Genomic DNA, 21,057 nt, shown 5'->3' on the forward strand with positions numbered 1-21,057 from the left:
ATGCTTCTGGGCTGTATCGGCGACGATTTCACCGGGTCCTCCGATCTTGCCAATACCCTGGTCAAGGGCGGCATGGCGACGACCCAGTATTGCGGGGTTCCCGATCGGGACGCGCAGCCCGATGTCGAGGCCGGCGTCGTCGCCCTGAAGACCCGCAGCCTGCCGGTGGAGGAGGCGGTCGCGCAATCGCTTCAGGCGCTGGACTGGCTGCAACGGCAGGGCTGCCAACAGGTCTTCTTCAAATACTGCTCGACCTTCGATTCGACCCGGACCGGCAATATCGGCCCGGTCGCCGAGGCGCTGGCCAAGGTATTGGACGCCAGCCGGGTGATCGTCTGCCCGGCCTTTCCCGGTGTCGGGCGGACGATCTATCAGGGGCATCTCTTCGTCGGGGACCGGCTGCTGAACGAGTCGGGGATGGAGCGCCACCCGCTCACCCCGATGACCGATCCCGACATCCGCCGCTGGCTGCAATATCAGACGCGGTTGTCCGTCGGCCTTGTCTCCTTCCCCACCGTGCGGCAGGGCGCCGATGCCATCGCCGAAGCGCTGGACCGGCAGCATGCCGAAGGGCATGGGCTGGTGGTCGTCGATGCGCTCCAGGACGAAGACTTGCTCGCCATCGGCGCGGCCGCCGCCGATCTGCCGCTGATCACCGGCGGTTCCGGCGTGGCGCTCGGCCTGCCGGAGAACTTCCGCCGCAAGGGGTTGATCGGCAACCGCAGCGTGACATGGGACGGTCTGCGGGGTCCGGGCGTGGTGCTTTCCGGTTCGTGCTCGCGCGCGACCCGCGCCCAGGTGGCGCTCTACCGTCAGAGCCATCCGGCGCTGGAGATCACCGCGGATGCGCTGATGGACGGGGACATGACCGTTTCCAGGGCAGCCGACTGGCTGCGCGACCATCTGGACGAGGCGCCGCTGATCTATTCCTCGGCGGAACCGGCCGTGGTCGCAAGCGCCCAGGAAAAGCACGGGCCGGACCGGCTGGCGCAACGGATCGAATCCTTCTTTGCCGGGGTTGCGGCCGAGGCGCCGCGGCTCGGGGTTCGGCGTCTGGTCTCGGCCGGTGGCGAAACCTCGGGCGCAGTGGTGCAGGGGCTGGCCTGCCGCGCGCTGGAGGTCGGGCCCGAGATCGACCCCGGCGTGCCGATGCTGCGGGTCGGCGGGCAGGAGCTCGGCCTGGCGCTGAAATCGGGGAACTTCGGTGCCGAGGACTTCTTCGACAAGGCGTTGCGGATGCTGGGAACGGCGCAGGGCCGGGGGGAGCGGGAAACATGAGCGAAGAGACCGAACTGCGCGAGTCGATCTGCCGCATGGCGGCGTCGATATTCGATCGCGGCCTGACCGGCGGCGCCTCGGGGAACATCTCGGCCAGGCTCTCGGACGGCCGGCTTCTGGTGACGCCGACCGGCAGTTCCTTCGGCCATCTCGACCCGGCCCGGCTGGCGCTGCTCGGGACCGACGGCAGCCTGATCGAAGGCGACAGGCCGACCAAGGAAATGCCGCTCCATGCCGCCTTCTACGAGACCCGCGGCCAAAGCGCGGGGGCGGTCGTGCATCTGCATTCGACACATTCCGTGGCGCTGTCGATGCTGCCCGAAACCGATCCCGACAATGTGCTGCCGCCGCTGACGCCCTATTCGATCATGCGGCTCGGCAAGGTGAAGCTGTTGCCCTATTTCCGGCCCGGGGACGCGGCGATCGGCCAGGCGATCCGCGGCCTGGCCGGCAAGCGCAGCGCCGTGCTGCTCGCCAATCATGGTCCGGTCGTCGCGGCCCGGGACCTCTCGGCGGCGGTCTACGCGATGGAAGAGCTGGAAGAGACCGCACGGCTGGCCCTTCTCACACGCGGCCTGCGGCCAAGAATGCTCGACCCCGGGCAGATCCGCGACCTGGTCGATCACTTCAACATCGAATGGGACGAGACCTCATGACACTACCGTTTTCGGCCAATCTCGGCTTCCTCTGGACCGATCTTGCCCTGCCGGAGGCGGTGCGTGCCGCGGCCCGGGCCGGTTTCGACGCGGTCGAGCTGCACTGGCCCTATGCCGTGGCGCCGGCGCAACTCAGGCAGGCGCTGGACGACAGCGGGTTGCCGGTGCTCGGGTTGAACACCTCTCGCGGCGACGTCGAGCGTGGGCAGTTCGGTCTGTCGGCCCTGCCGGGGCAGGAGGCGGCCGCCCGCGCGGCGATCGATCAGGCGCTGGCCTATGCGCGGGAGATCGGCGCATCCAGTCTCCACGTCATGGCCGGCAAGGCCGAGGGCACCGCTGCCCGCGACACTTTCATCGCCAATCTGCGCCATGCCGCCGAGGCGGCGCGGGACGCGGCGATCACGATCCTGCTGGAGCCGCTGAATCACCACGACGTTCCGGGCTATTTCCTGGTCGACAATGCAACCGCCGCGGCCATCATCGAGGCAACCGGCCAGGACAATATCCGCATCATGTTCGACTGCTACCACGTCGGGCGCTCCGGCAGGTCGATCCTCGACGAATTCGCCACCCATCGCGAGATGATCGGCCATGTCCAGTTTGCCGCCCTGCCCGACCGGGGCGAACCCGATCAGGGCGACGTGGACTATGCCCGGGTGCTGCCCGCCCTGGCCGAGGCCGGTTATGGCGGCTTCTTCGGCGCCGAATACAAGCCGCGCCAAGGTACGGACGAGGGCCTTGGCTGGCTGACGGCCTGGCGCCAACTCCCCGAATTCAACAGGTGAACGAGATGACCGACCAGCCGCCGACCCTGACCCATCTGGTGCCCGGCTCCATGCCGGCCCCCTTCGCGGCCTACAGCCACGGCGTCGTTGTCCGCGCCGGATCGGACATGGTGTTCTGTTCCGGCCAGCTCGGCATCGGCCGCGACGCCGATGTGCCCGAGGACGCCGCCGCACAGGCCGAACTCTGTTTCGAGAACGTGCGCACGATCCTGACCGCCGCCGGGATGGACCTTGGCAATGTCGTCCGCATCAACGCCTTCGTCACCGACCGGGCCCATATGCAGCCCTATATGGAGGTCCGCGACCGCCTGTTTCCGCAGCCCGCACCGGCCTCCACCCTGATGATCGTCTCGGGCTTCACCCGCCCCGAGTTCAAGGTCGAGGTCGAGGTCCTGGCCGCAAAGGCCGGATGAAATCGGCCTTCGGGACCGCTCTGCCATGACATCTGTTCCGGGCCCGTTCGCCCCGTCGGGCGGCGGCAGCCCGGGGCTATTGCAGTTCCCCCCCGCATCGGTGGTTGCGTTAACGCGCCGGCTGAGGTGACATGGCGTCGCATTGGCCAAGGGGGGCCGACGGATGCATGGCAAGTCCAGACGGGTAACCATCAGCCAGGTGGCTGAAGCGGCGGGGGTCGATCGCTCGACCGTGTCGCGGGCCTTTACCCGACCGGACAAGATCCGGGCCGAGACGACCCGGCACATCCTGCGGATCGCCGAAGAGCTGGGCTATACGCCGAACCAGACCGCGCGTGCCTTGTCGACCGGACGCACGGCCAACGTGGCGCTTCTGGTCCCCGACTTGACCAACCCCTTCATCCCGCCGCTGATCCTGGGGGTCCAGCGCGAGGCCGATCTGTCCGACTTCTGTGTCTTCATAGGCAATTTCGACGAATCCCCGGCCCAGGAATCCAAGATGCTGCTGCGCTTTGCTCCGCAGGTGGCCGGGACCATCCTCGTGTCGTCGCGCGCCGATGACGCACAGGTGCATGACTTTGCCGCCAGGACGCCGCTGGTACTGATCAACCGCGATCTGGACGGGGTGCCGCGCATCCTGATCGACGCCACCGACGGGGTCGCCGAGGCGATGGCGCATCTGGTCGAACTCGGGCATCGGCGGATCGCCTATGTCGGCGGATCGGCCCGGTCCTGGTCGAACGAGCAGCGCCGCCGCGCCGCCGAGGCCGCCGCGGCACAGCTGGGCGCCGATCTGACCCTTCTGTCGGCCGGACATGCCAGTTTTGACGCCGGTCTGGCGATGGTCGATTCGATTCTCGCTTCGGGCACCACCGCCGCCATCGCCTTTGACGATGTTCTGGCGCAGGGGATTCTCTCGGGCCTGGCCGAGCATGATCGGGAAGTGCCGCGGGACTATTCTCTGATCGGTTGCGACGACGTGCTGGGGGCGGTGACCTATCCGGCGCTCACCTCGATTTCGAACCGTGCCGCCGAGGCCGGAAAGGCGGCGATGCGGATGCTGCTCGACCGTCTGGAAGAACCCGGGAAGCCCGCAGAACGGCAATCACTGGGCACCAGCCTGGTGCTGCGCCGCACCACCGCCCCGCCGAATTGAGCCTTCGCGCTCGATTGACATGCAACCGGTTGCATGGCAGCATGATTCGCATACCGAGACTGTGCGGATGAGATCATGTCTGAAACTTTGGCTCCCAGGGTCCGCCATCTGACCGCCGAACAGCTGGCGGTGGAAATCCACCCGGACCGTTCCGGCATGGCCAGGGCCGCGGCGGCGAAGGCGGCCGGTGCGATCCGGGACATTCTGGCCCGCCAGGGCAGCGCAAGGCTCAGTTTTGCCGCGGCCGCCAGCCAGGCCGAGATGCTGGAGGCCCTGCGCGCCGAATCCGGCATCGACTGGTCGCGGGTCACCGCCTTTCACATCGACGACTATCTGGACCTGCCCGCCGATGCGCCACAGCGCTTTGCGAACTGGCTCGACCGCAACCTGTTCGGCAAGCTGCCCTTCGGCGCGGTGCACCGGATGCCGGTCGATCTGGGACCCGAGCGGGCCTGTGCCGAGTATCAGGCGCTGCTGACCGAGGCGCCGATCGACTTGGGGCTGCTGGGAATCGGGGTGAACGGGCACATCGCCTTCAACGATCCCCCGGTTGCGGATTTCGAAGACGTGCCGTGGGTCAAGGTGGTCGAACTGGACGACATCTGCCGCCAGCAACAGGTGGACGATGGCGCCTTCGATTCCTTCGACCAGGTGCCGCGACGCGCCGTGACCCTGACCGTACCGGCCCTGATGGCAGCGCGGCAGATCGTCTGCACCGTGCCGGGCAGGGCCAAGGCCGCCGCCGTGAAACGGCTGCTCTCGGGTCCGGTCGGCAGCGACTGCCCGGCCACGATCCTGCGACGCCACCCCAATGCAACCCTCTATCTGGATGCCGAGGCCGCCGATGCTTGATCCCGTTCAACTGACCGCCGACTACATGACGACCTGCACCGCGCTGATGCAGCGGATTCAGGACGAGGAAGCCGAGAATCTGGCCCGCGCCGCCGCGTTGATGGTCGATCAGATCGCCGCCGACCGGCTGGTTCATATCTACGGCCCGGGCGGGCATTCCAATCTGGCCAGCCAGGAGCTGTTCTTTCGCGCCGGCGGCCTGATGCACATGGCGGCGATCCTCGACGAGGGCACGCTGTTGTCGAGCGGCGCGCTGCGCTCGATGGCGATCGAACGCACCCCGGCCTATGGCAAGGTGGTGATCGCCAACCAGGACCTGGGCAAGGACGACCTGCTGATCCTCGTCAACGCCTATGGCATCAATGCCGCGCTGATCGACGCGGCGCTGGAGGCCAAGGCGCGCGGAGTTGCCCTGATCGGGGTGTCCTCGTGGTCCCATGCCGAAGGCACCAGCCCGGACCACCCGGCCCGGCACCCGAGCAAGCAGAACCTGCACGATCTGGTCGATGTCGCGATCGACAGCAAGGTGCCGATCGGGGACGCGGCGCTGGACCTTCCGGGGATGAGCCAGGACATCGCGGCGGTCTCGACCTTTGCCAATGCCTTCGCGCTGAACTCGCTGGTGATCCATACCGTGACCGGACTGCTGGCGCGGGGGATCGAGCCCCCGGTCTGGCGCAGCGGCAATGCTCCGGGCGGGGACGAGGCGAATGCCCGCTTCCTGGGCCGGTTCCGCAACCGGGTGCGGGCCCTATGAGCCGGAACGTCGAATATCGCGGGCGCGATCCCGTCAGTGGCGGCACCTTGGTGGTGCATGTCCGCGACGGGCGCATTGCCGGGGTCGAGACCAGTTACGACCCGGCGCCCGATCTGCCCTGGCTGGCGGCCGGGCTGGTCGATCTGCAGGTCAATGGATACGCCGGGCTGGACCTCAACGACGGGGTCCTGACCGTGGCGACGGTGGTGGCCCTGTGCCGCCGCTTGGCCGGCGAGGCGGTGACGCGGTTCCTCCCTACCGTGATCACCGCCTCGGCCGATGAGATGCTGCAACGGATCGGCGCCATTGCCCGGGCGGTGGCGGAAGACCCGCTGGCGCGGCGGATGATTGCCGGTATCCATGTCGAAGGACCGTTCTTCAGCCCGCTGGACGGGCCGCGCGGCGCACATCCTGTGGACCAGGTGCGCCCGGCCGATCTGTCCGAAATCCGGCGTTGGCAGGAAGCCGCCGGCGGATTGGTGCGGATCGTGACCCTGGCGCCGGAAGTGCCGGGGGCCGAAGCCGCGATCCGCGGCGCGACGGCCATGGGGATTCGCGTCGCGATCGGCCATTCGGCGGCGACGCCGGCGGATATCGAAATGGCTGTTGCGGCCGGGGCGTCGCTGTCCACACATCTGGGCAACGGGATCTTCGCGACCCTGCCGCGGCATCCGAACCCGATCTGGAGCCAGCTGGCCGAGGATCGGCTGACCGCCAGCCTGATCTGCGACGGGCATCACCTGCCCTTCGACACCGCCCGGGCCATGATCCGGGCCAAGGGGCCGGGCCGGGCGGTGCTGATCTCGGATTCGGTGGCGCTGGCCGGGATGCCTCCCGGGCGCTACGAAACCGCGGTCGGCGGCGCGGTGGATGTCTCGGAAGAGGGCAAGGTTTCCCTCGCCGGCACCGACTTCCTGGCCGGTTCGGGCCACTCGCTGCGGGTCGGTGTGGCCCGGGCGGTGAACGGCGCCGGCTGCTCGCTGCCGCAGGCGCTGGCCATGGCCTCGGCCGATGCGGCGGCGGCGGCCTGGCTGGAGCCCTGCCTGCAACCGGGTGCGCGCGCAGACCTGATCCGCTTCGACTGGTCGCCGGGCGACGATACGCTGGACCTGCGCGAGGTCGTGATCGAAGGCGAAAGGGTGGCGCCATGATCACCGCCGGGGTTGCCAGCGTCGATGTCACGCCGCCGGCGGGCCTGGCGATGGCGGGTTTCGGCGCCCGGACAGACCCAGCCAAGGGCACCCATGATCCGCTGACGGTGCGGGCGCTGGTGGTTGGTGACACGGCACTGGCGGTGGCGGACGTGATCGGCATCGATGCCGCACTGTCGGCCCGGGTCCGCGCCCGATGCGGCCTGCGTCCGGAAAACGTCACAATCACAGCGGTGCACAATCACGGCGGCCCGGCAAGCATGGAGGGGCGGCTCTCGCTACCCACCGAGCCGGAGGTCCTGGCCCGGCTGGAAGAGGGCCTTGTCACCGCCATCACCCGCGCCGCAGAGAGCCGGCAGCCCGTGCGGCTGAATGGCGGAACCGGGGCCGAACCCGGGGTGGCGCGGAACCGACGTCATCCGGACGGGCCGGTCGATACCGGGGTGCCGGTGTTGCGGTTCGACCGTGCCGACGGGTCGCCCCTGGCGGTGCTGCTCAGCTATGCCTGCCACCCTGTGGTGCTGGGGGCCGACAACCTGCTGTGGACGGCGGACTATCCGCATTTCGTCCGCCAGGCGGTCGAGACCGCACTGCCCGGCGCCGTGGCGATCTTTGCCACCGGCTGTCCGGGCGACGTGAACACCGGCCATTCGGCGGCAGACTCCCTGCGCCCCGGTCCCAACCCGGCCCGCAGCTTTGCCGAAGCGGAACGGATCGGCAAAGCCATCGCCGCCGCGGCGCTGGAAGCCCCGCTGAACCCCTTGTCAGACACTGTATCCGCCGCCGAAGCCCGGACCGAATTGCATTTCGAGCGCCGGGAGACCGCGCCCCTGGAACTGGCGGCGGCATGGGAGCGCGAGGCAGCCGATGCCGATCCGGTCCGTGCCCATCTGCTGCGGATCTGGGCCGACTGGGCCCGGGCCCTGCCGCCCGAGCCCTTGCCGCCGCTGCCCGCCCGGGTCTCGGCGCTGGACTGGGGCGGTGCCCGGCTTCTGGCGATGCCGGGCGAGATCTTCGCCCGGACGGCGCTGGATCTGCGCGGAACCCAGACCGCCGCGCCGCTGTTTGTCCTTGGATATGCCGACGACAACCCCGGCTATATCCCGGCCGCCACCGAATATGCCTTTGGCGGCTACGAAGTCGAGGAAGCACATCGCTTCTACGGGCTGCCGGCGGGTTTCGCGCCGGGCAGCGCCGAGGCCCTGGCCCGGGCCGTGGCACGGGCTGCCGAAGAACTGACGTTCGACCAATCCAGAAGAAATGGGGAGTATCAAGATGCACTACACTAGAAACCTCCGCGGCAGCCTTCTTGGCGCTGCGAGCCTGATGGTGCTGGCGCTGCCGGCGGCCGCACAGGAAGTGACGGTCTGGAGCGGCTATCCCGAACTGGGCCCGTTCTACGAGCATGTGGCCGAAGGGATGAACGCGAAATATCCCGATCTGAAGGTCAATGTCGAACCGATCGCGCTGCGCGAACATGAAAAGCGGGTGGCCCTGGGCATCACCTCGGGCCTGGAAGGCGCCACGGTCATCGAACTGCCCGGCTCGACCGCCAGCCGCTATGTCGAAAACGACCTGCTGCCGGTGCCGCCGCAGGATGTGGTGGACTTCGTCAAGGACCCGGCCAACTTCGGTCCGTTCTTCGTCGATGCGGCCTCGAACAACGGCCAGGTCTATGGCGTGCCGCTGTTCCGCGGTCAGGGCGCACTGTTCTACAACACCGAGATGTTCGAGGCTGCCGGCCTGACCGAGCCGCCGAAGACCATGGAGGAATACACCGAATATGCCGAGAAGCTGACGCAGCGCGACGCCGACGGCAATCCGACCGTCTCGGGCTGGTCGCTGCGGCTGTCGGGCGGCGGTCAGGGCATCGCCGAGAAATTCTGGATCAACATGTTCCAGTATGGCGGCAATGTTCTGGAGCAGACCGCGGACGGCAAATGGAAGGCCGACTATGCCAACGAGGCCGGGCTGAAGGCGCTGCGCCAGTATATCGACCTGGTGCAGACCAAGAAGACCGTCACCGTCGAGATGCCGGCGGATGCGGAAGCCTTCGAGCGTGGCCAGACCGCGATGTTCATCCGTGAAAGCTGGGTGATCGGCGATATCGCCGCCAAGGCGCCGGATCTCAAATACGCCACCGCGCCGCTGCCGGTCGGCTCGATCGCCCTGCCGGGGAACCTCTATGTCGCCGGTGACGCCGACGATGCCGACATCCGCGCTGCCTGGGACTTTGTCCTGGCCACCAACGAGCCCGACAACCTGGTCTGGCTGCTGGCCAATGTCGGCTGGCTGCCGAACCGGTCCGGTGTGGATTACTCGTCGGTCACCGACTCGGTGCCGCAGTTCGCGGCGTTCGTGGACTATCCCGAAGGGTACAAGTTCTTTACCCTGCCGTCGATCGGTCCGATCGAGGAAGTGCTGACCCGTCTGGCCGCCGCGCTGAGCGAGGCCTATGCCGATCCGTCCCTTGCCGGCGATGACGACAAGATCATGGCGGTGCTGCAACGGGCCGAGGACGAGACCAACGCGATCCTCGAACGTGAAGGGCTGCTGGGCGAATAGGCCCCGGCCACAGGCAACGCGGGGGCCGGTCCGCCGGCCCCCCTTTCGACCCGGAGGACATTCATGCTGCGACGCAGACGCTGGCGTTTCGCCGTCATGGCGCTGCTGCCGACCTTCGCGATCTTCGCCTGGGTGCGGCTGTATCCCATTGTACAGACTCTGAATCTGTCGCTGCACGACTGGAACCTGCTGTCGAAGAACAAGCCCTTCGTCGGGCTGAGCAATTTCATCGAACTGTTCGGTGACCGGCTGTTCCTGACGGCCCTTGGCAATACCGCGATCATCGCCTTCGGGGTGATGTTGCTGACCATTCCCTCCGCGATGGTGCTGGCCGGGCTGATCCACTACCGCACCCGTTCGCGCTTTGCCGGCTTCTACGAGACCTCTGTCTTCATTCCGCATGTGGTGTCGCTGGTGCCCGCCGCGATGGCCTGGAAATGGATTTTCGACGCCAAGCTGGGGCCGCTGAATGCGCTGATCACCCGGCTGGGCGGCGAGCCGCAATCCTGGCTGTTCGATCCCTATCTCTCGGTGCTCTGCGTCATCATCCTGTGCTCGTGGCAGGCGCTCGGCTATGCGGTGCTGATCTTCCTGGTCGGGTTCCGCAACCTGCCGACCTCGGTCTACGAGGCGGCGCGGCTGGACGGCGCCTCCGGGATCCAGAGCTTCCGCTTCCTTTCGGTGCCGCTGCTGAAGCCGATCACGCTTTATGTTTCGGTCGTCACGCTGATCTCGGGCTTCAACGTCTATGCCCAGGCCTTCGTCCTGGCCTCGGATGCGCAGGGCGCGCCGGGACGGCTGGTCCGGGTGCTGGTGCTCGACATGCTCGAAAATTCCTTCCGCAACTACCGCGTCGGCTATGCCGCGGCCGAGGCGGTGATCCTGCTGGTGATCGTGCTGGTCCTGACCGGCGCGCAATTCGCCTTGCTCAGAGAGAGGAATGGCCGATGAACCGCCGCCGCCGCACCGACCTGCTGATCGACCTCGGGCTGGGCATCTTCGGCCTGCTGATGCTGACCCCGCTGATCATGCTGGTGGCCAATGCCTTCAAGACCCCCGAGGAAATGCTCAGCTGGCCGCCGACGCTGATCCCGCGCGATCCGACCCTGGACAACCTGACCTCGGTGCTCAACGAAACGCCGCTGCTGAGCTGGATCGGCAACTCGCTGGCCTTCGCGCTGCTGTCCACCCTGGCCATCGTCGCGACCTCGGGCATTGCCGGCTATATCGTCGCCAAATTCCCGTTCCGCACCATCAACATCGTTTTCGCGCTGTTCCTGGCCACCGCCATCGTGCCCTTCGAAGTCTACATGATCCCGCTGTATTTCCAGGTGAAGCAGCTGGGCCTGCTGAACACGGTCCCCGGGCTGCTGGTCGGCTATCTGGTGATGAGCTTCGGGATCTTCCTGATCCGGCAGAACGTGCTGGCCTCGATCCCCGACGAGCTGATCGAAGCGGCGCGGATCGACGGTGGCGGCGAGATGTGGATCTTCTGGCATATCGTCCTGCCGCTGCTGCGCGGGCCGCTTGCGGCGCTTGCGGTGCTGGCCTTCTTTCAGGCCTGGACCGCCTTTGCCTGGCCGATGATCGTGGCAACCAAGCGCTCGGCCTATACGATCGAGGTCGGGCTGGCCCTGTTCCAGACCGGCTATACCGTCGATCTGGGGCGATTGTCCGCGGCCTCGGCCTGCGTGCTGGTGCCCTCGGTCCTGGCCTTCGTGCTTCTGCGGCGCAACTTCGTGCAGGGCGTCGCCGCGACGGGGATGAAGGAATGAGCTGGCCTGCCGACTCCGCCGACCGCTTTGACGCGGCCAACCGCGAGACGCTGAACTGGGTTCTGGCCCGCCAGCCGCTGGCCGGGGCTTTCCTGGACACCAAGGTCAATCCCCTCACCGGGGCGGATTACGGCGCCGCCGACGGGCTGCGCGGCCCAGACTGGACCTATGGCTGGATTCAGGGCCGCGGGCTGGAAGCCCTGGCGAGCTTTGCCCGGCACTACGCGGACAGCGACCCGGCCTTTGCCGAGCGGCTGCTGGCGCGGATGCGGCCGCTCTACCACCGGCTGGTCGAGATCTCGGCCGACTGGCACGCCTATTTCCTCTACGACGCGTACATGCAGCCGGTCCGTCCCGAAGGCACCGGCGTGGTGTCGCAGACCCGGCCGGAGGAGGTCTTCACCTTCGCCGATGCCTTTGTCGCCAAGGGGCTGGTCGCGGCGGCGGCGCTGATCGACCGGCCGGCATTGCCGGGACATCTGGCCTATCTGCACCGGGTGGTGGCGGCGATCGAATCGGGCCGGTTCCAGATCGACGAAAAGGTGCCGCTCTCGCCGGCGGCCGCGGCGGCCGGACCCGACGACTTCGGGCCCCGGATGATCCTCCTGGGCGCAGCCGGAATGCTGGCCCGCGCGGGGTTGTCCGCCGAGGCCGAGCCCTGGGCCAGCCGTTTCATCGACCATGTGCTTACCCATCATTTCGACACTGAATTGGGGGTTTTGCGCAATATTCCCGGCGACGACGCCTTCAATGCCGGACACGGGATCGAATTCGTCGGCTTTGCCTTCGATCATCTGCCGCGCGGCGCCGATCCCGACCTGGTCGGACGGCTGAAGACGGTGCTCGACAGATCGCTGGCGCTTGCGATGCGCGGCCCCGGCATCGCCCTGTCGCTGTCGCTGAAGTCCAAGGAGCTGTTGCTGCCATACTACCCCTGGTGGAAACTCCCCGAGGCGATCCGTGCCTGCGCCCTTGCGCTGCGCCAGGGGGACGATGAGCGGATGGCGACCTGGGGCGAGAGGGCCGAGCAGGCCTTCTTCGACAATTTCTGGCAGCCGGGCACCGGCTATGCCTACCAGACACTGACCGAGGCAGGTCCGGTCGATTTCGTCCCCGCCACGCCCGATCTCGACCCCGGCTATCACACCGGCCTGTCACTGCTGGCTGCGGCCGTCGCCTGCCCAACCGACTGAGGAACCCCCATGGCCAACGTGCAAATCCGCGATCTCAGAAAGTCCTTCGGACCGGTCGAAACCATCCATGGCGTGTCGATCGACGTGCCGGATGGCGCCTTCGTGGCGCTGGTCGGTCCTTCGGGTTGCGGCAAGTCCACCATCCTGCGGTTGATCGCCGGGCTGGAGGAGATTTCCGGCGGTACCGTCTCGATCGGCGGCAAGGTGATCAACGAGGTCGAGCCCAAGCACCGCGACATCGCGATGGTGTTCCAGAACTATGCGCTCTACCCGCATATGACCGTGGCCGAGAACATGGGCTTTTCGATGCGGCTGCTGGGCCACAGCAAGGCCGAGCGGCGGGCAGCGGTGGAAAAGGCGGCCGAGGTTCTGGGCCTGACCGAATATCTCGACCGCTATCCCAAGCAGTTGTCGGGCGGGCAGCGGCAGCGGGTGGCGATGGGCCGCGCCATCGTGCGGCAACCGCAGGTGTTCCTGTTCGACGAACCACTGTCGAACCTCGACGCGCAGTTGCGGGTGCAGATGCGGGCCGAGCTGAAGGCGCTGCACGCCCGTCTGAAGGTGACGACGCTCTATGTCACCCATGACCAGATCGAGGCGATGACAATGGCCGACCAGATCGTCGTGATGAAGGACGGCCATGTGATCCAGGCGGGGCCGCCGCTGGAAATCTACGATTCCCCCGCCGACACATTCGTGGCCCGGTTCGTCGGCTCGCCCGCGATGAACCTGCTTTCGGCGGAACTGGCAGACGGCGGGGTGCATATTGCCGGCCGGCGCTGGTGCGACGCGCCGACGGACAGGCGGGCGGTGCAGTTGGGGGTGCGCCCCGAGCATCTGGTACTGGACCCCGAAGGCGTGCCGCTGGATGTCGACAACGTCGACCCCACCGGGTCCGAGACCATGGTGCTGGGCCGGATCGCCGGGCAGCAGGTGACCCTGCTGCTGCGCCAGCGTGTGGCGGTGTCTCCGGGCGACCAGCTGACCGTGTCCGCCGATCCCGCGCATCTGCATCTGTTCGACCCCGACAGCGGCCGGCGGCTGATTCCCGGCGACGGATAGGCCCTTTCCGGATGCGGCCGTGGCGCGGGGCGGGAACCGGGCGCCGTTGATCGGCGGGCCCCGAAGAAAGGGCCGATGTGCCGCCCGTCGCCCGTTTCACCGATGCTCTTCCTCGGCCAGTTCGACCGCATGCGGCAGGCCCGAGGGATCGGGCACCGCGAGCATCCGCAGGAACTCTCGGTGCAGGCGGTCCAGGATGACCTCTCCGTTCCAGCGCTCGATGGCCCGGGCGCGGGCGGCGGCTCCCAGACGCGCGCGCTCGGCAGGGTCGTCCAGCAGCGCCTCGATTGCCGCGGCCAAGGCGCCGGCATCCCCCGGCGGCGTGAGGCATCCGCAGCCCTCGACCTCGCGCCCCAGGGCGGTATCGGGCCGCGCCGTCGCAATCACCGGCCGGCCCGAGGCCAGCATGTTGGTCAGCTTGGAGGGCAACACCAGATCGGCCGCGCCGCCGATCTGCGGAAGCAGGTGGATATCGGCCATGCCGAGGAGATCCGAAAGCTTTTCCGGCGGCTGCAACGGGAAGCAGCGGAGCGCCGGAAGGCCCCGTGCTGACCGGAGCAGCCTTTCGCACATCGGCCCGTCCCCGCAGACCGCAATGGCCAGATCGTCGCGATGGGCAAGCCGCCGCGCCACCTCGGGAATGATCTCGAGCCCCTGCTTGTTGGCGAGGTTCCCGGAATAGAGCACGACATGGCGGCGGTCGATGCCAAGGGCCTTCCGCAGCGGCGAGGGGCCGTCGAGCGGCCGGACGGCGGCAAGGTTGGCCCAGTTCCGCAGTTCGAAGACGCGCGCCTCGGGCACCTGCTTCTGGCACAGCTTCTTCAGCATGGGCCCGGAAATGGTGCTGATCCGGTCGAAACGGCGCAGCAGCCAACGCTCGAAGGCGACGGCGGCGCGGCCGACCCGGCTCGATTCCGCCAGCAGACCGGTGGCGAAGGCGGCCTCGACCTCGAAATCCTGGATGTGCAGCCATGCCCGCGCACCGGTCAGGCGCGCGGCGAGCCAGCCGACCGGGGCGGCGACCAGCGAGGGCGCGATGACCAGAACCAGGTCCGGACGCCGCCGCAAGGCGGACCAGAGCATCACCGGCAGCGCCGTGAGGGCGAAGCTGGCATGGTGCAGGATACGCCGGGCGCCGGTGGGCCGGGCCGGCACATAGAGCGGACAATGCGTGACGGTCACCCCTTCGCGCCGTTCCCGCCGCCACCGCTGGCGCCATCCGCTGGCGACCTTCCAGGCCGGATAGTAGGGCACCGCCGTGACCACGGCGACTTCATCGCCACGCCGCGCCATATCCTCGGCCAGACCGGTGGTATAGACTGCCGTCGAGATGATCTCGGGCGCATAGTTGATGCCGAGGATCAGCAGGCGCATCGTTGCGCCCCCGTTCCGGGAGCGCCACGTAAGGTCGCATGCCCTGTCGCCGGGGTCGCGGCACCCGCGGGCCGCCTTGCCCCGCGATGACGGCAAGGTGGCAGGGCGCGGACTGGTACGGCGGCGGTGGTGCTGTCGCCGGCGGTGATCTGCACGGCCCGGCCACAGATCGGCCCCGCGATCCAAAGGATCGCCCCCGGACCAGGAATGTCGCGCCCCCCTTTCATCGTCAGCCGCCACTGTCCGGAGCCGCTGGGCCGCATCCCGGCAATCCGCCGGTCAGGAACTCCCGGGCCGATGCCCCCGAAGGCAGACGCGTGGGTTGGGATGTGTGGCAGATCGACATCGGGCGCGAGAAATTGTTTCTGTTTTCCCGAAATAGATGGATTTGCTTAATGACGAGTTAACACGAGACCGTCGAATTAAGCCGGCTTCTCCGCCTCTTGGCACAATTGAAGGCGGAGGTTTTGTTAATAAAGATTAACAAACTTGGGATATTGCATTTCCGCCTGCCTCGATAAAACATGGACAGAACAATTCCCGGTGTTATGGGTTGAACCGGGCCAATTGTGGTCCGGCGTCAATGCCGGCCGGAGTGTTGGGGCTGCGCAATGGAGATGGGAACCGGAGCGATGCGGACGGAGTCCTGTGGCGATGCCGGATCAGGCAGTCGCCCGGAGTCCGTGCAGCCACGGGCGGCCCGGGCACAATCCGGACGGGAGTCCTCCGCGCCGACCAGAACCGTCGTGGTGATCGGCGAGCTTCCCCCACCGGTCAATGGCCAGTCAAAGAACCTGGCCGCGATCACTGCCGACATCATCGCCTGTCCGGGGGTGCGGCTGGTGGTCTGCTCGATCTCGAGCGGGCGTCTGCGAGGCGGGCTTCCGGGCCATCTGCGCAAGACCTGCAAACACCTGCGTGCCTGGGCGCGGCTGATCGCCTGTGCCGGCCGGTCGCCGCGCACGCTCTATCTCGTCGCCGATGGCTGGCGCGGGCTGATCTTTACCTGCGTCAGCACCGCCCTGGGCCGCGCCCTGGGCTACGAGCTGGTGCTGCAGCATCGCACTTTCGCCTATGTTGACCGCCGCAATCGGCTGATGGTCTTCGTCAACCGGGCGCTTGGGCCGCGCGGACGCCATGTTTTCCTCTCCGAAGGCATGGCGCGGAAATTCTTCACGCTCTACCAGCCCCGCCGCCGTTTCGAGATCAACCACAACCTGGCGCAGTCGCTTGCCTTCTTTCGTGACCTGCGCGCCATGCCGCGGCGGCGTCCGGGGCCACGGCTGCGCGTCGGGCTGTTGTCGAACCTGATGCTGACCAAGGGGCTGGACGTGTTTCTCGATCTCGCCCGCCGGTCGGCATCCGAAGGGCTGGCACTCGATTTCGTGCTGGCCGGGCCGGCCTTCGGACCCGTCGAAGAAGCGATCATCCGCGCCGCGCTGGCCGAACCGGGCATCTCGCTGGACTGGCGCGGCCCGGTGCATGGCCCGGACAGGCTGTCTTTTTTCCGCGAGATCGACATCTTCGTGTTTCCGACCCGCTACCGCTACGAGGCGCAGCCGAACGTGGTGCTGGAGGCGATCTGCGCCGGGGTCCATGTGATCGCGCCCGACCGCGGCTGCATCCGCGAGGATCTCGCGCGACTGGGCGGCACCTGCATGGCCCGCGACGACGAGGCGAATGTGTCGGCCTGGCTTGAGGCGCTGCGCGACGTGGCGGCCAACCGCGTGGCCCTGACGGCCCGCCGCGCCGCCAGCCTGCGCCGGGTGCGGGCGGAAATCCTTGGCGCCAGAAGACACTACGAAGAGTTTCTGCGGGTCTTTTCTGCCACGGACCCGGTTCGGAACGCGGCAACATGACCAGCACGATTCGACGACTCCGTGACATCCTCCGCCCGCATGTCTCGCTGCAGAGCGAATACGCCATCCGGCGCTTCGCCTTCCGATGGCTGCCCACCCATGGGCAGCTGTCCGCACCGAAGCGGATCGTGCATGCCTGTGCCTGGAAGACCGCCAGCCAATGGGTCCGGCTGATCATCTCGGACCCCCGCATCTACCGCCATACCGGCTGCCTGCCGTTCCTGTTCTCGCAGATTCGCGCGGACGACGGGGCCGCGGCGGTCTACAGAAAGGCAGATCGGTCCGTTGTGCTCGCGGCCTATGGCACGGCCGAAGAGATCGACGCGCTGGCCGAGCACCCGCTGGAACCCTTCTTCGTGGTACGCGACCCCCGGTCCATGCTGGTCTCGTGGTACCATTCCACCCGCTTCACCCATCCCGCTTCGCCCGGCGTCTGCCGGCATCGCGCCGCCATGGCCGGGATGGGCGATGCCGAGGCTTTCCTCTATTGCGCGGACGCCTTCGCCGCCGAGTTCGGACCCATCCTGGACAGTTGGGCAAGGCGCGCGGACCGGGTCAGGATCGTCCGGTTCGAGGCCCTGACAGGGCCCTGCGGGGACAGGGTCTGGCAGGACCTGTTCACCGGCCTCGGCCTGACGGTTCCCCAGCCGGTCCTGAACGCGGTTCTGTCCACCTATGCGTTGGAAAAGCTTGTCCCCTCCACGGCGCGCGATGCCGCCGGCGACAAATATGCCTCGCGCGGGAAACGCAGCTGGCCCGATTTCCTTCCCGGCGATGCGGATGAGCGGCTGCGCCGTCGGTTGCGCGGCTGGGCCCGGAGTTTTGGGTATTGCGAAGATGCGATCCGGACGACGGCAAGCGCCGCCGGCGATCATGACCGCGACTGTCGGGGCCGGCCCGGCATCCACCCGGCCGCGCGGCTGGCGCAAGGCGTTCCGTCCGCGAAACCCGCCGGCAGCGGGACCCGTCGCGCATGACTGCCGCCGATCCCTTCCGGGGCGCATTGCGCGCCGCCTTGCGCGAAGCGGTGGCGGGCCGGCCGAGGCTGTGGCGGGCGATCTGCCGGTTGCGCGGCGCCACCCAGGGCATGGTCAGCGCGTCCACCGTGGTTGTCTGCGAAGGCTACCAGCGTTCGGGCAACAGCTTTGCCGAGGCGGCTCTGATGCTGACCCAGGGCGACATCGAGATCGCCCATCACCGCCATGTCGCGGCGCAACTGCTCCATGCGGTCCGCATCGGGACTCCGGCGCTGCTCCTGATCCGTGATCCATGTGATGCGGTGGCATCCGCCGTGCTGCGCCGCCCCAGGGACACCGGGTTGCGGCGCGAGTTGAAGTCGTGGATCAATTTCAACCGCGCCTGCTTGCCGATCGCCGAGCAGCTGGTCATTTCCGATTTTCCGGTGACGACATCGCATTTCACCGCCGTGCTGGCCGCGCTTTCGGCGCGCAGCGGCCGCAGCTTTTCCTCTGCCGGTCTCGACGACGCCACGATTGCGGAACGGGCCTTTGCCGAAATCGCCCGCATCTCCGAACGGCGCGGCACCGCGAAACTGCTCAACTACGGGCCGCACCTGAGCGCCGCGGCCAGGGCCGCCCGGACCCGGGCGCTCCAGGAGATGAAATCGAAACTCGAGACGCAACACGCCGACGACCTTGCCCGGGCCCGGGACATCCATGCCCGGCTCCGCAGCCGGTCGGTTGCGATCGACGCGGCGGGGCACCGGCCATGAACCGGTCGTCCCCGAGACCCGCGCAGGCGCCGCGCCGCCTTGCCGTCTGCCTCACCAGCCTGGGCCACGGCGGGGCGCAACGCGCCCTGGTGACCCTGGTGTCGTCTCTCGTGAAGCGCGGCTGGACCATCGACCTGCTCGTTTTCAGCAGCTCGGGCTCCTATCTCGACGATGTGCCTTCCGGGGTCATCCTGCATGTGATCGGAGGGACACTGCCGCGGCAGTTGCTGGGGATCCGGCGCTATGCCCTTCGCCATCCCGCGGCGGTATTCCTGTCGGGTCAGACCCGGATGAGCCGGGTCATGGGCCTGGCGTGCCGTCTCGGCCTGTTCCGTCAACCCCTGGTGATCCGGGAGCCGAACCGGATCGTTGCCGAGAAATCCCGCGGCTCGGGCCGCCTCTGGGCCGCGTTCATGCCCTGGCTCTACCGCGCCGCCTCGGGCTATGTCACGCTCAGCACCGCCGCGCGCGATGACCTGGCAACGATGCTCGGGATCGATCCGAAAGGCCTGCCGCTGATCCCCAATGCGGTCGATCAGCAGCTGGTCGAATCCCGGGGCCGCGCGCCGCTCGACCATCCATGGTTCGTCCGCGACCGACACTGCCCGGTGATCCTCGGAGTCGGGCGGCTGGTGCCGCAAAAGGGGTTCGAGACCCTGATCGACGCGGTCGCGGCACTGCGGACGCATGGGCCGGTCCGGCTGGTCATTCTCGGGCAGGGTCCGTTGGAACAGGCGTTGAGAGACCGGGCGGCGGCGGCCGGTCTTGGGGCGGATTTCGATTTGCCCGGGTTTCAGGAGAACCCCTATCGCTTCATGGCACGTGCCGATGTCTTCGTGCTCTCGTCCCGATGGGAGGGCAGCCCGAACGCGCTGATCGAAGCGATGGCCACCGGAACCCCGGTCGTTGCCTGCGACTGCCCGAGCGGCCCGCGCGAGGTGCTTGCCTCGCCGGAACTCGGTCCGCTGGTGCCGGTCGGTGACGCCCCGGCCCTGGCCCGGGCCATTGCCCGGGTTCTGGAGGATCCGGGCGACCCCGCGCTGCGGATTGCCCATGTCCGCGCCCGGCATGGTCCCGAGGAACTGGCCCGCGCCTATGAGAAGGTGTTGACCGATGCGTGACATTGCCAGCCGCCCCGAAGAGCCGGCGGGCCGCGGCGCCGGTCCGGGGTGCTCAGGTCGTCAGCCGCTCCAGTTGCGCCGCGGTCATCAGCGACGGATAGAGCAGCACGCTGGACAGGAGCAGCCGCTTTGGCTTGTTCCCCGAATAGCCCTCGGCCAGGCGCAGCCGCGTCGGGCTCTGGAAGGACACGGTGCTGTCCAGCGCCCCGGAAACCCCGTTTCGCGCGGCCTGGAAGTGGTTCGGTCCGACGCTCATGGCAAGGGCGAAGGGCGCCCCGGTCCCCGGCCCGCCGGATTCGGAGAACTCGGCCTGCAATGCCCCGCCATCGTAGATCTGGGCCTGGACAATCCCGTGCCCCGGATGCCAGCGGACATTCTGCCGCGAGGCATCCGCGTCCGCGTCCAGCTGCACGAGACGATCATAGCCGGCCGCCACATCGATCTGGCCGCGCACCGCCAGGGTATAGCCGGCTCCGATCCCGAGTCCGGAGACCGGGATCGGTGCCACGAGATCGGCGGCACGACTGGCGGCGCCGTCGTCACCCGGGATGTAGGACGTGGCCATGCCGCCGGTCTCGAGCTGCATCATCCGGACGTCGCCGGCGGGTGTCGCCGTCAGTGTCCCCGTCGCCGGCGTGAAACTGACGATCCTGCGCAGCGTTGCGCCGGTGCCGACGACCGAGGCGGAATAGGCCCCGGAGAGTGTCACCGTGCCCGTGCCATGAAAGCTGAGCGTGTAGGTCTGCGCGGTCACTGTCACCGACTGCCCGGAGACCGGGGCCGCGCCCCCGATGAGCCGCGTCGCCCCGTCCTCGAGCAACAGCGCCCGCGCTGCGGCGGTCTGCGTGTAGCGCGCCACATTCGCGGCGACCGTCCGCACGTTGTCGGCTGCATCGACATAGCTGGCGGCACTGGCCCTGGTCAGCACCCAGGGGATGGTGTGGAAGCCGGACGCGAAATCGAGCACGGCGGCCGGCAGCTGCCCGTCGATCGCAAGGAGGGCGAGCGGCACGACGCCGCCCATCCCGCTCAGGCCGACGCCGCCGATCCCCAGCATCATCGCCACCCCGTCAGTCCGGTTGCCGTGGTGCCGGTCTCCCAGATCCGGATTGCCCAGATCGAATGCTGCCCGACCGGCAAGGGCCCGGTGGTGCAGACCTCCCCCGTGCGCGCATGGGTGTATCGGACCACGCCGCCCGAGGTCCCGATCGTCACGGCGCGGACCGGCACCGCAAGATCGACGGTATCGTTGGGGATGATCTCGAAGCCTCCGATACTCGGGCCATCGATGCCGACCGAGCTGTTCCTGAATCTGTCAGTCATGGTCA

21 protein-coding genes are annotated in these 21,057 nt (G+C 68.0%); 18 read left to right on the forward strand and 3 right to left on the reverse strand.

Annotated elements, in window-relative coordinates; translation table 11 throughout:
- From otnK to NUW50_RS09740, 14 genes are all read left to right on the forward strand, one after another.
- Positions 1 to 1,278 carry a 3-oxo-tetronate kinase gene (otnK, locus tag NUW50_RS09675; protein WP_258288894.1) on the forward strand — a complete coding sequence of 426 codons (1,278 nt, stop codon included), beginning with the start codon at positions 1 to 3 and terminating at the stop codon, positions 1,276 to 1,278.
- Positions 1,275 to 1,934 carry a 3-oxo-tetronate 4-phosphate decarboxylase gene (otnC, locus tag NUW50_RS09680; RefSeq protein WP_258288895.1) on the forward strand — a complete coding sequence of 220 codons (660 nt, stop codon included), beginning with the start codon at positions 1,275 to 1,277 and terminating at the stop codon, positions 1,932 to 1,934. Before otnK ends, otnC begins: the two co-directional genes overlap by 4 nt.
- Positions 1,931 to 2,719 (forward strand): hydroxypyruvate isomerase family protein, encoded by a 789-nt coding sequence (locus NUW50_RS09685; protein ID WP_258288896.1) that lies wholly within the window; start codon positions 1,931 to 1,933, stop codon positions 2,717 to 2,719. Before otnC ends, NUW50_RS09685 begins: the two co-directional genes overlap by 4 nt.
- 5 nt (positions 2,720 to 2,724) lie before the next feature.
- Positions 2,725 to 3,132 carry a RidA family protein gene (locus tag NUW50_RS09690; protein ID WP_258288897.1) on the forward strand — a complete coding sequence of 136 codons (408 nt, stop codon included), beginning with the start codon at positions 2,725 to 2,727 and terminating at the stop codon, positions 3,130 to 3,132.
- Between the two features lie 163 nt (positions 3,133 to 3,295).
- On the forward strand, positions 3,296 to 4,288 hold the full coding sequence (locus NUW50_RS09695; protein WP_258288898.1) for a LacI family DNA-binding transcriptional regulator: 993 nt from the start codon (positions 3,296 to 3,298) through the stop codon (positions 4,286 to 4,288).
- A gap of 75 nt (positions 4,289 to 4,363) precedes the next feature.
- On the forward strand, positions 4,364 to 5,140 hold the full coding sequence (locus NUW50_RS09700; RefSeq protein WP_258288899.1) for a glucosamine-6-phosphate deaminase: 777 nt from the start codon (positions 4,364 to 4,366) through the stop codon (positions 5,138 to 5,140).
- Entirely contained in the window at positions 5,133 to 5,897 is a 765-nt protein-coding gene (locus tag NUW50_RS09705) for a sugar isomerase domain-containing protein (RefSeq protein WP_258288900.1), read from the forward strand. The genes NUW50_RS09700 and NUW50_RS09705 overlap by 8 nt, the downstream gene beginning before the upstream one ends.
- A complete protein-coding gene (locus tag NUW50_RS09710; protein ID WP_258288901.1) occupies positions 5,894 to 7,048 on the forward strand; it encodes an N-acetylglucosamine-6-phosphate deacetylase in 1,155 nt (384 codons plus the stop codon). The genes NUW50_RS09705 and NUW50_RS09710 overlap by 4 nt, the downstream gene beginning before the upstream one ends.
- The gene (locus tag NUW50_RS09715) at positions 7,045 to 8,337 is read left to right on the forward strand and encodes a neutral/alkaline non-lysosomal ceramidase N-terminal domain-containing protein (RefSeq protein ID WP_258288902.1); all 1,293 of its coding nucleotides are present in this window, start codon (positions 7,045 to 7,047) and stop codon (positions 8,335 to 8,337) included. The genes NUW50_RS09710 and NUW50_RS09715 overlap by 4 nt, the downstream gene beginning before the upstream one ends.
- Entirely contained in the window at positions 8,324 to 9,613 is a 1,290-nt protein-coding gene (locus NUW50_RS09720) for an ABC transporter substrate-binding protein (RefSeq protein WP_258288903.1), read from the forward strand. The genes NUW50_RS09715 and NUW50_RS09720 overlap by 14 nt, the downstream gene beginning before the upstream one ends.
- 63 nt (positions 9,614 to 9,676) lie before the next feature.
- Positions 9,677 to 10,564, forward strand: coding sequence for a carbohydrate ABC transporter permease (locus NUW50_RS09725; protein WP_258288904.1), 888 nt, complete (start codon positions 9,677 to 9,679; stop codon positions 10,562 to 10,564).
- Positions 10,561 to 11,388 (forward strand): carbohydrate ABC transporter permease, encoded by an 828-nt coding sequence (locus tag NUW50_RS09730; protein ID WP_258288905.1) that lies wholly within the window; start codon positions 10,561 to 10,563, stop codon positions 11,386 to 11,388. Before NUW50_RS09725 ends, NUW50_RS09730 begins: the two co-directional genes overlap by 4 nt.
- Complete coding sequence (locus tag NUW50_RS09735) at positions 11,385 to 12,581, forward strand: hypothetical protein (protein WP_258288906.1); 1,197 nt, start codon at positions 11,385 to 11,387, stop codon at positions 12,579 to 12,581. Before NUW50_RS09730 ends, NUW50_RS09735 begins: the two co-directional genes overlap by 4 nt.
- Positions 12,582 to 12,590: 9 nt before the next feature.
- Positions 12,591 to 13,643 carry an ABC transporter ATP-binding protein gene (locus tag NUW50_RS09740; RefSeq protein ID WP_258288907.1) on the forward strand — a complete coding sequence of 351 codons (1,053 nt, stop codon included), beginning with the start codon at positions 12,591 to 12,593 and terminating at the stop codon, positions 13,641 to 13,643.
- 96 nt (positions 13,644 to 13,739) lie between these two features.
- Here the strand turns inward: NUW50_RS09740 and NUW50_RS09745 are convergent, their stop codons facing one another.
- Positions 13,740 to 15,017 (reverse strand): WcaI family glycosyltransferase, encoded by a 1,278-nt coding sequence (locus NUW50_RS09745; protein WP_258288908.1) that lies wholly within the window; start codon positions 15,015 to 15,017, stop codon positions 13,740 to 13,742.
- A gap of 749 nt (positions 15,018 to 15,766) precedes the next feature.
- Between NUW50_RS09745 and NUW50_RS21440 the strand changes: the two genes are divergently transcribed.
- The 4 genes from NUW50_RS21440 to NUW50_RS09765 are packed head-to-tail and all read left to right on the forward strand — an operon-like array spanning position 15,767 to position 19,729.
- Positions 15,767 to 16,876, forward strand: a complete 1,110-nt coding sequence (locus NUW50_RS21440; RefSeq protein WP_258288909.1) for a glycosyltransferase family 4 protein — start codon at positions 15,767 to 15,769, stop codon at positions 16,874 to 16,876.
- A complete protein-coding gene (locus NUW50_RS09755; RefSeq protein WP_258288910.1) occupies positions 16,873 to 17,853 on the forward strand; it encodes a hypothetical protein in 981 nt (326 codons plus the stop codon). Before NUW50_RS21440 ends, NUW50_RS09755 begins: the two co-directional genes overlap by 4 nt.
- Positions 17,850 to 18,608: a hypothetical protein gene (locus tag NUW50_RS09760; protein ID WP_258288911.1), complete on the forward strand. Its 759-nt coding sequence runs from the start codon at positions 17,850 to 17,852 to the stop codon at positions 18,606 to 18,608. The genes NUW50_RS09755 and NUW50_RS09760 overlap by 4 nt, the downstream gene beginning before the upstream one ends.
- The gene (locus tag NUW50_RS09765) at positions 18,605 to 19,729 is read left to right on the forward strand and encodes a glycosyltransferase (protein WP_258288912.1); all 1,125 of its coding nucleotides are present in this window, start codon (positions 18,605 to 18,607) and stop codon (positions 19,727 to 19,729) included. The genes NUW50_RS09760 and NUW50_RS09765 overlap by 4 nt, the downstream gene beginning before the upstream one ends.
- 52 nt (positions 19,730 to 19,781) lie before the next feature.
- Here the strand turns inward: NUW50_RS09765 and NUW50_RS09770 are convergent, their stop codons facing one another.
- Both NUW50_RS09770 and NUW50_RS09775 read right to left on the reverse strand, forming a co-directional pair.
- Positions 19,782 to 20,795, reverse strand: coding sequence for a hypothetical protein (locus NUW50_RS09770; protein ID WP_258288913.1), 1,014 nt, complete (start codon positions 20,793 to 20,795; stop codon positions 19,782 to 19,784).
- On the reverse strand, positions 20,786 to 21,052 hold the full coding sequence (locus tag NUW50_RS09775; protein ID WP_258288914.1) for a spike base protein, RCAP_Rcc01079 family: 267 nt from the start codon (positions 21,050 to 21,052) through the stop codon (positions 20,786 to 20,788). The genes NUW50_RS09770 and NUW50_RS09775 overlap by 10 nt, the downstream gene beginning before the upstream one ends.
- Between the last annotated feature and the right edge of the window lie 5 nt (positions 21,053 to 21,057).

This window comes from Frigidibacter sp. ROC022, from assembly GCF_024723735.1.
In the GTDB taxonomy this organism is placed as follows: domain Bacteria; phylum Pseudomonadota; class Alphaproteobacteria; order Rhodobacterales; family Rhodobacteraceae; genus SLM-1.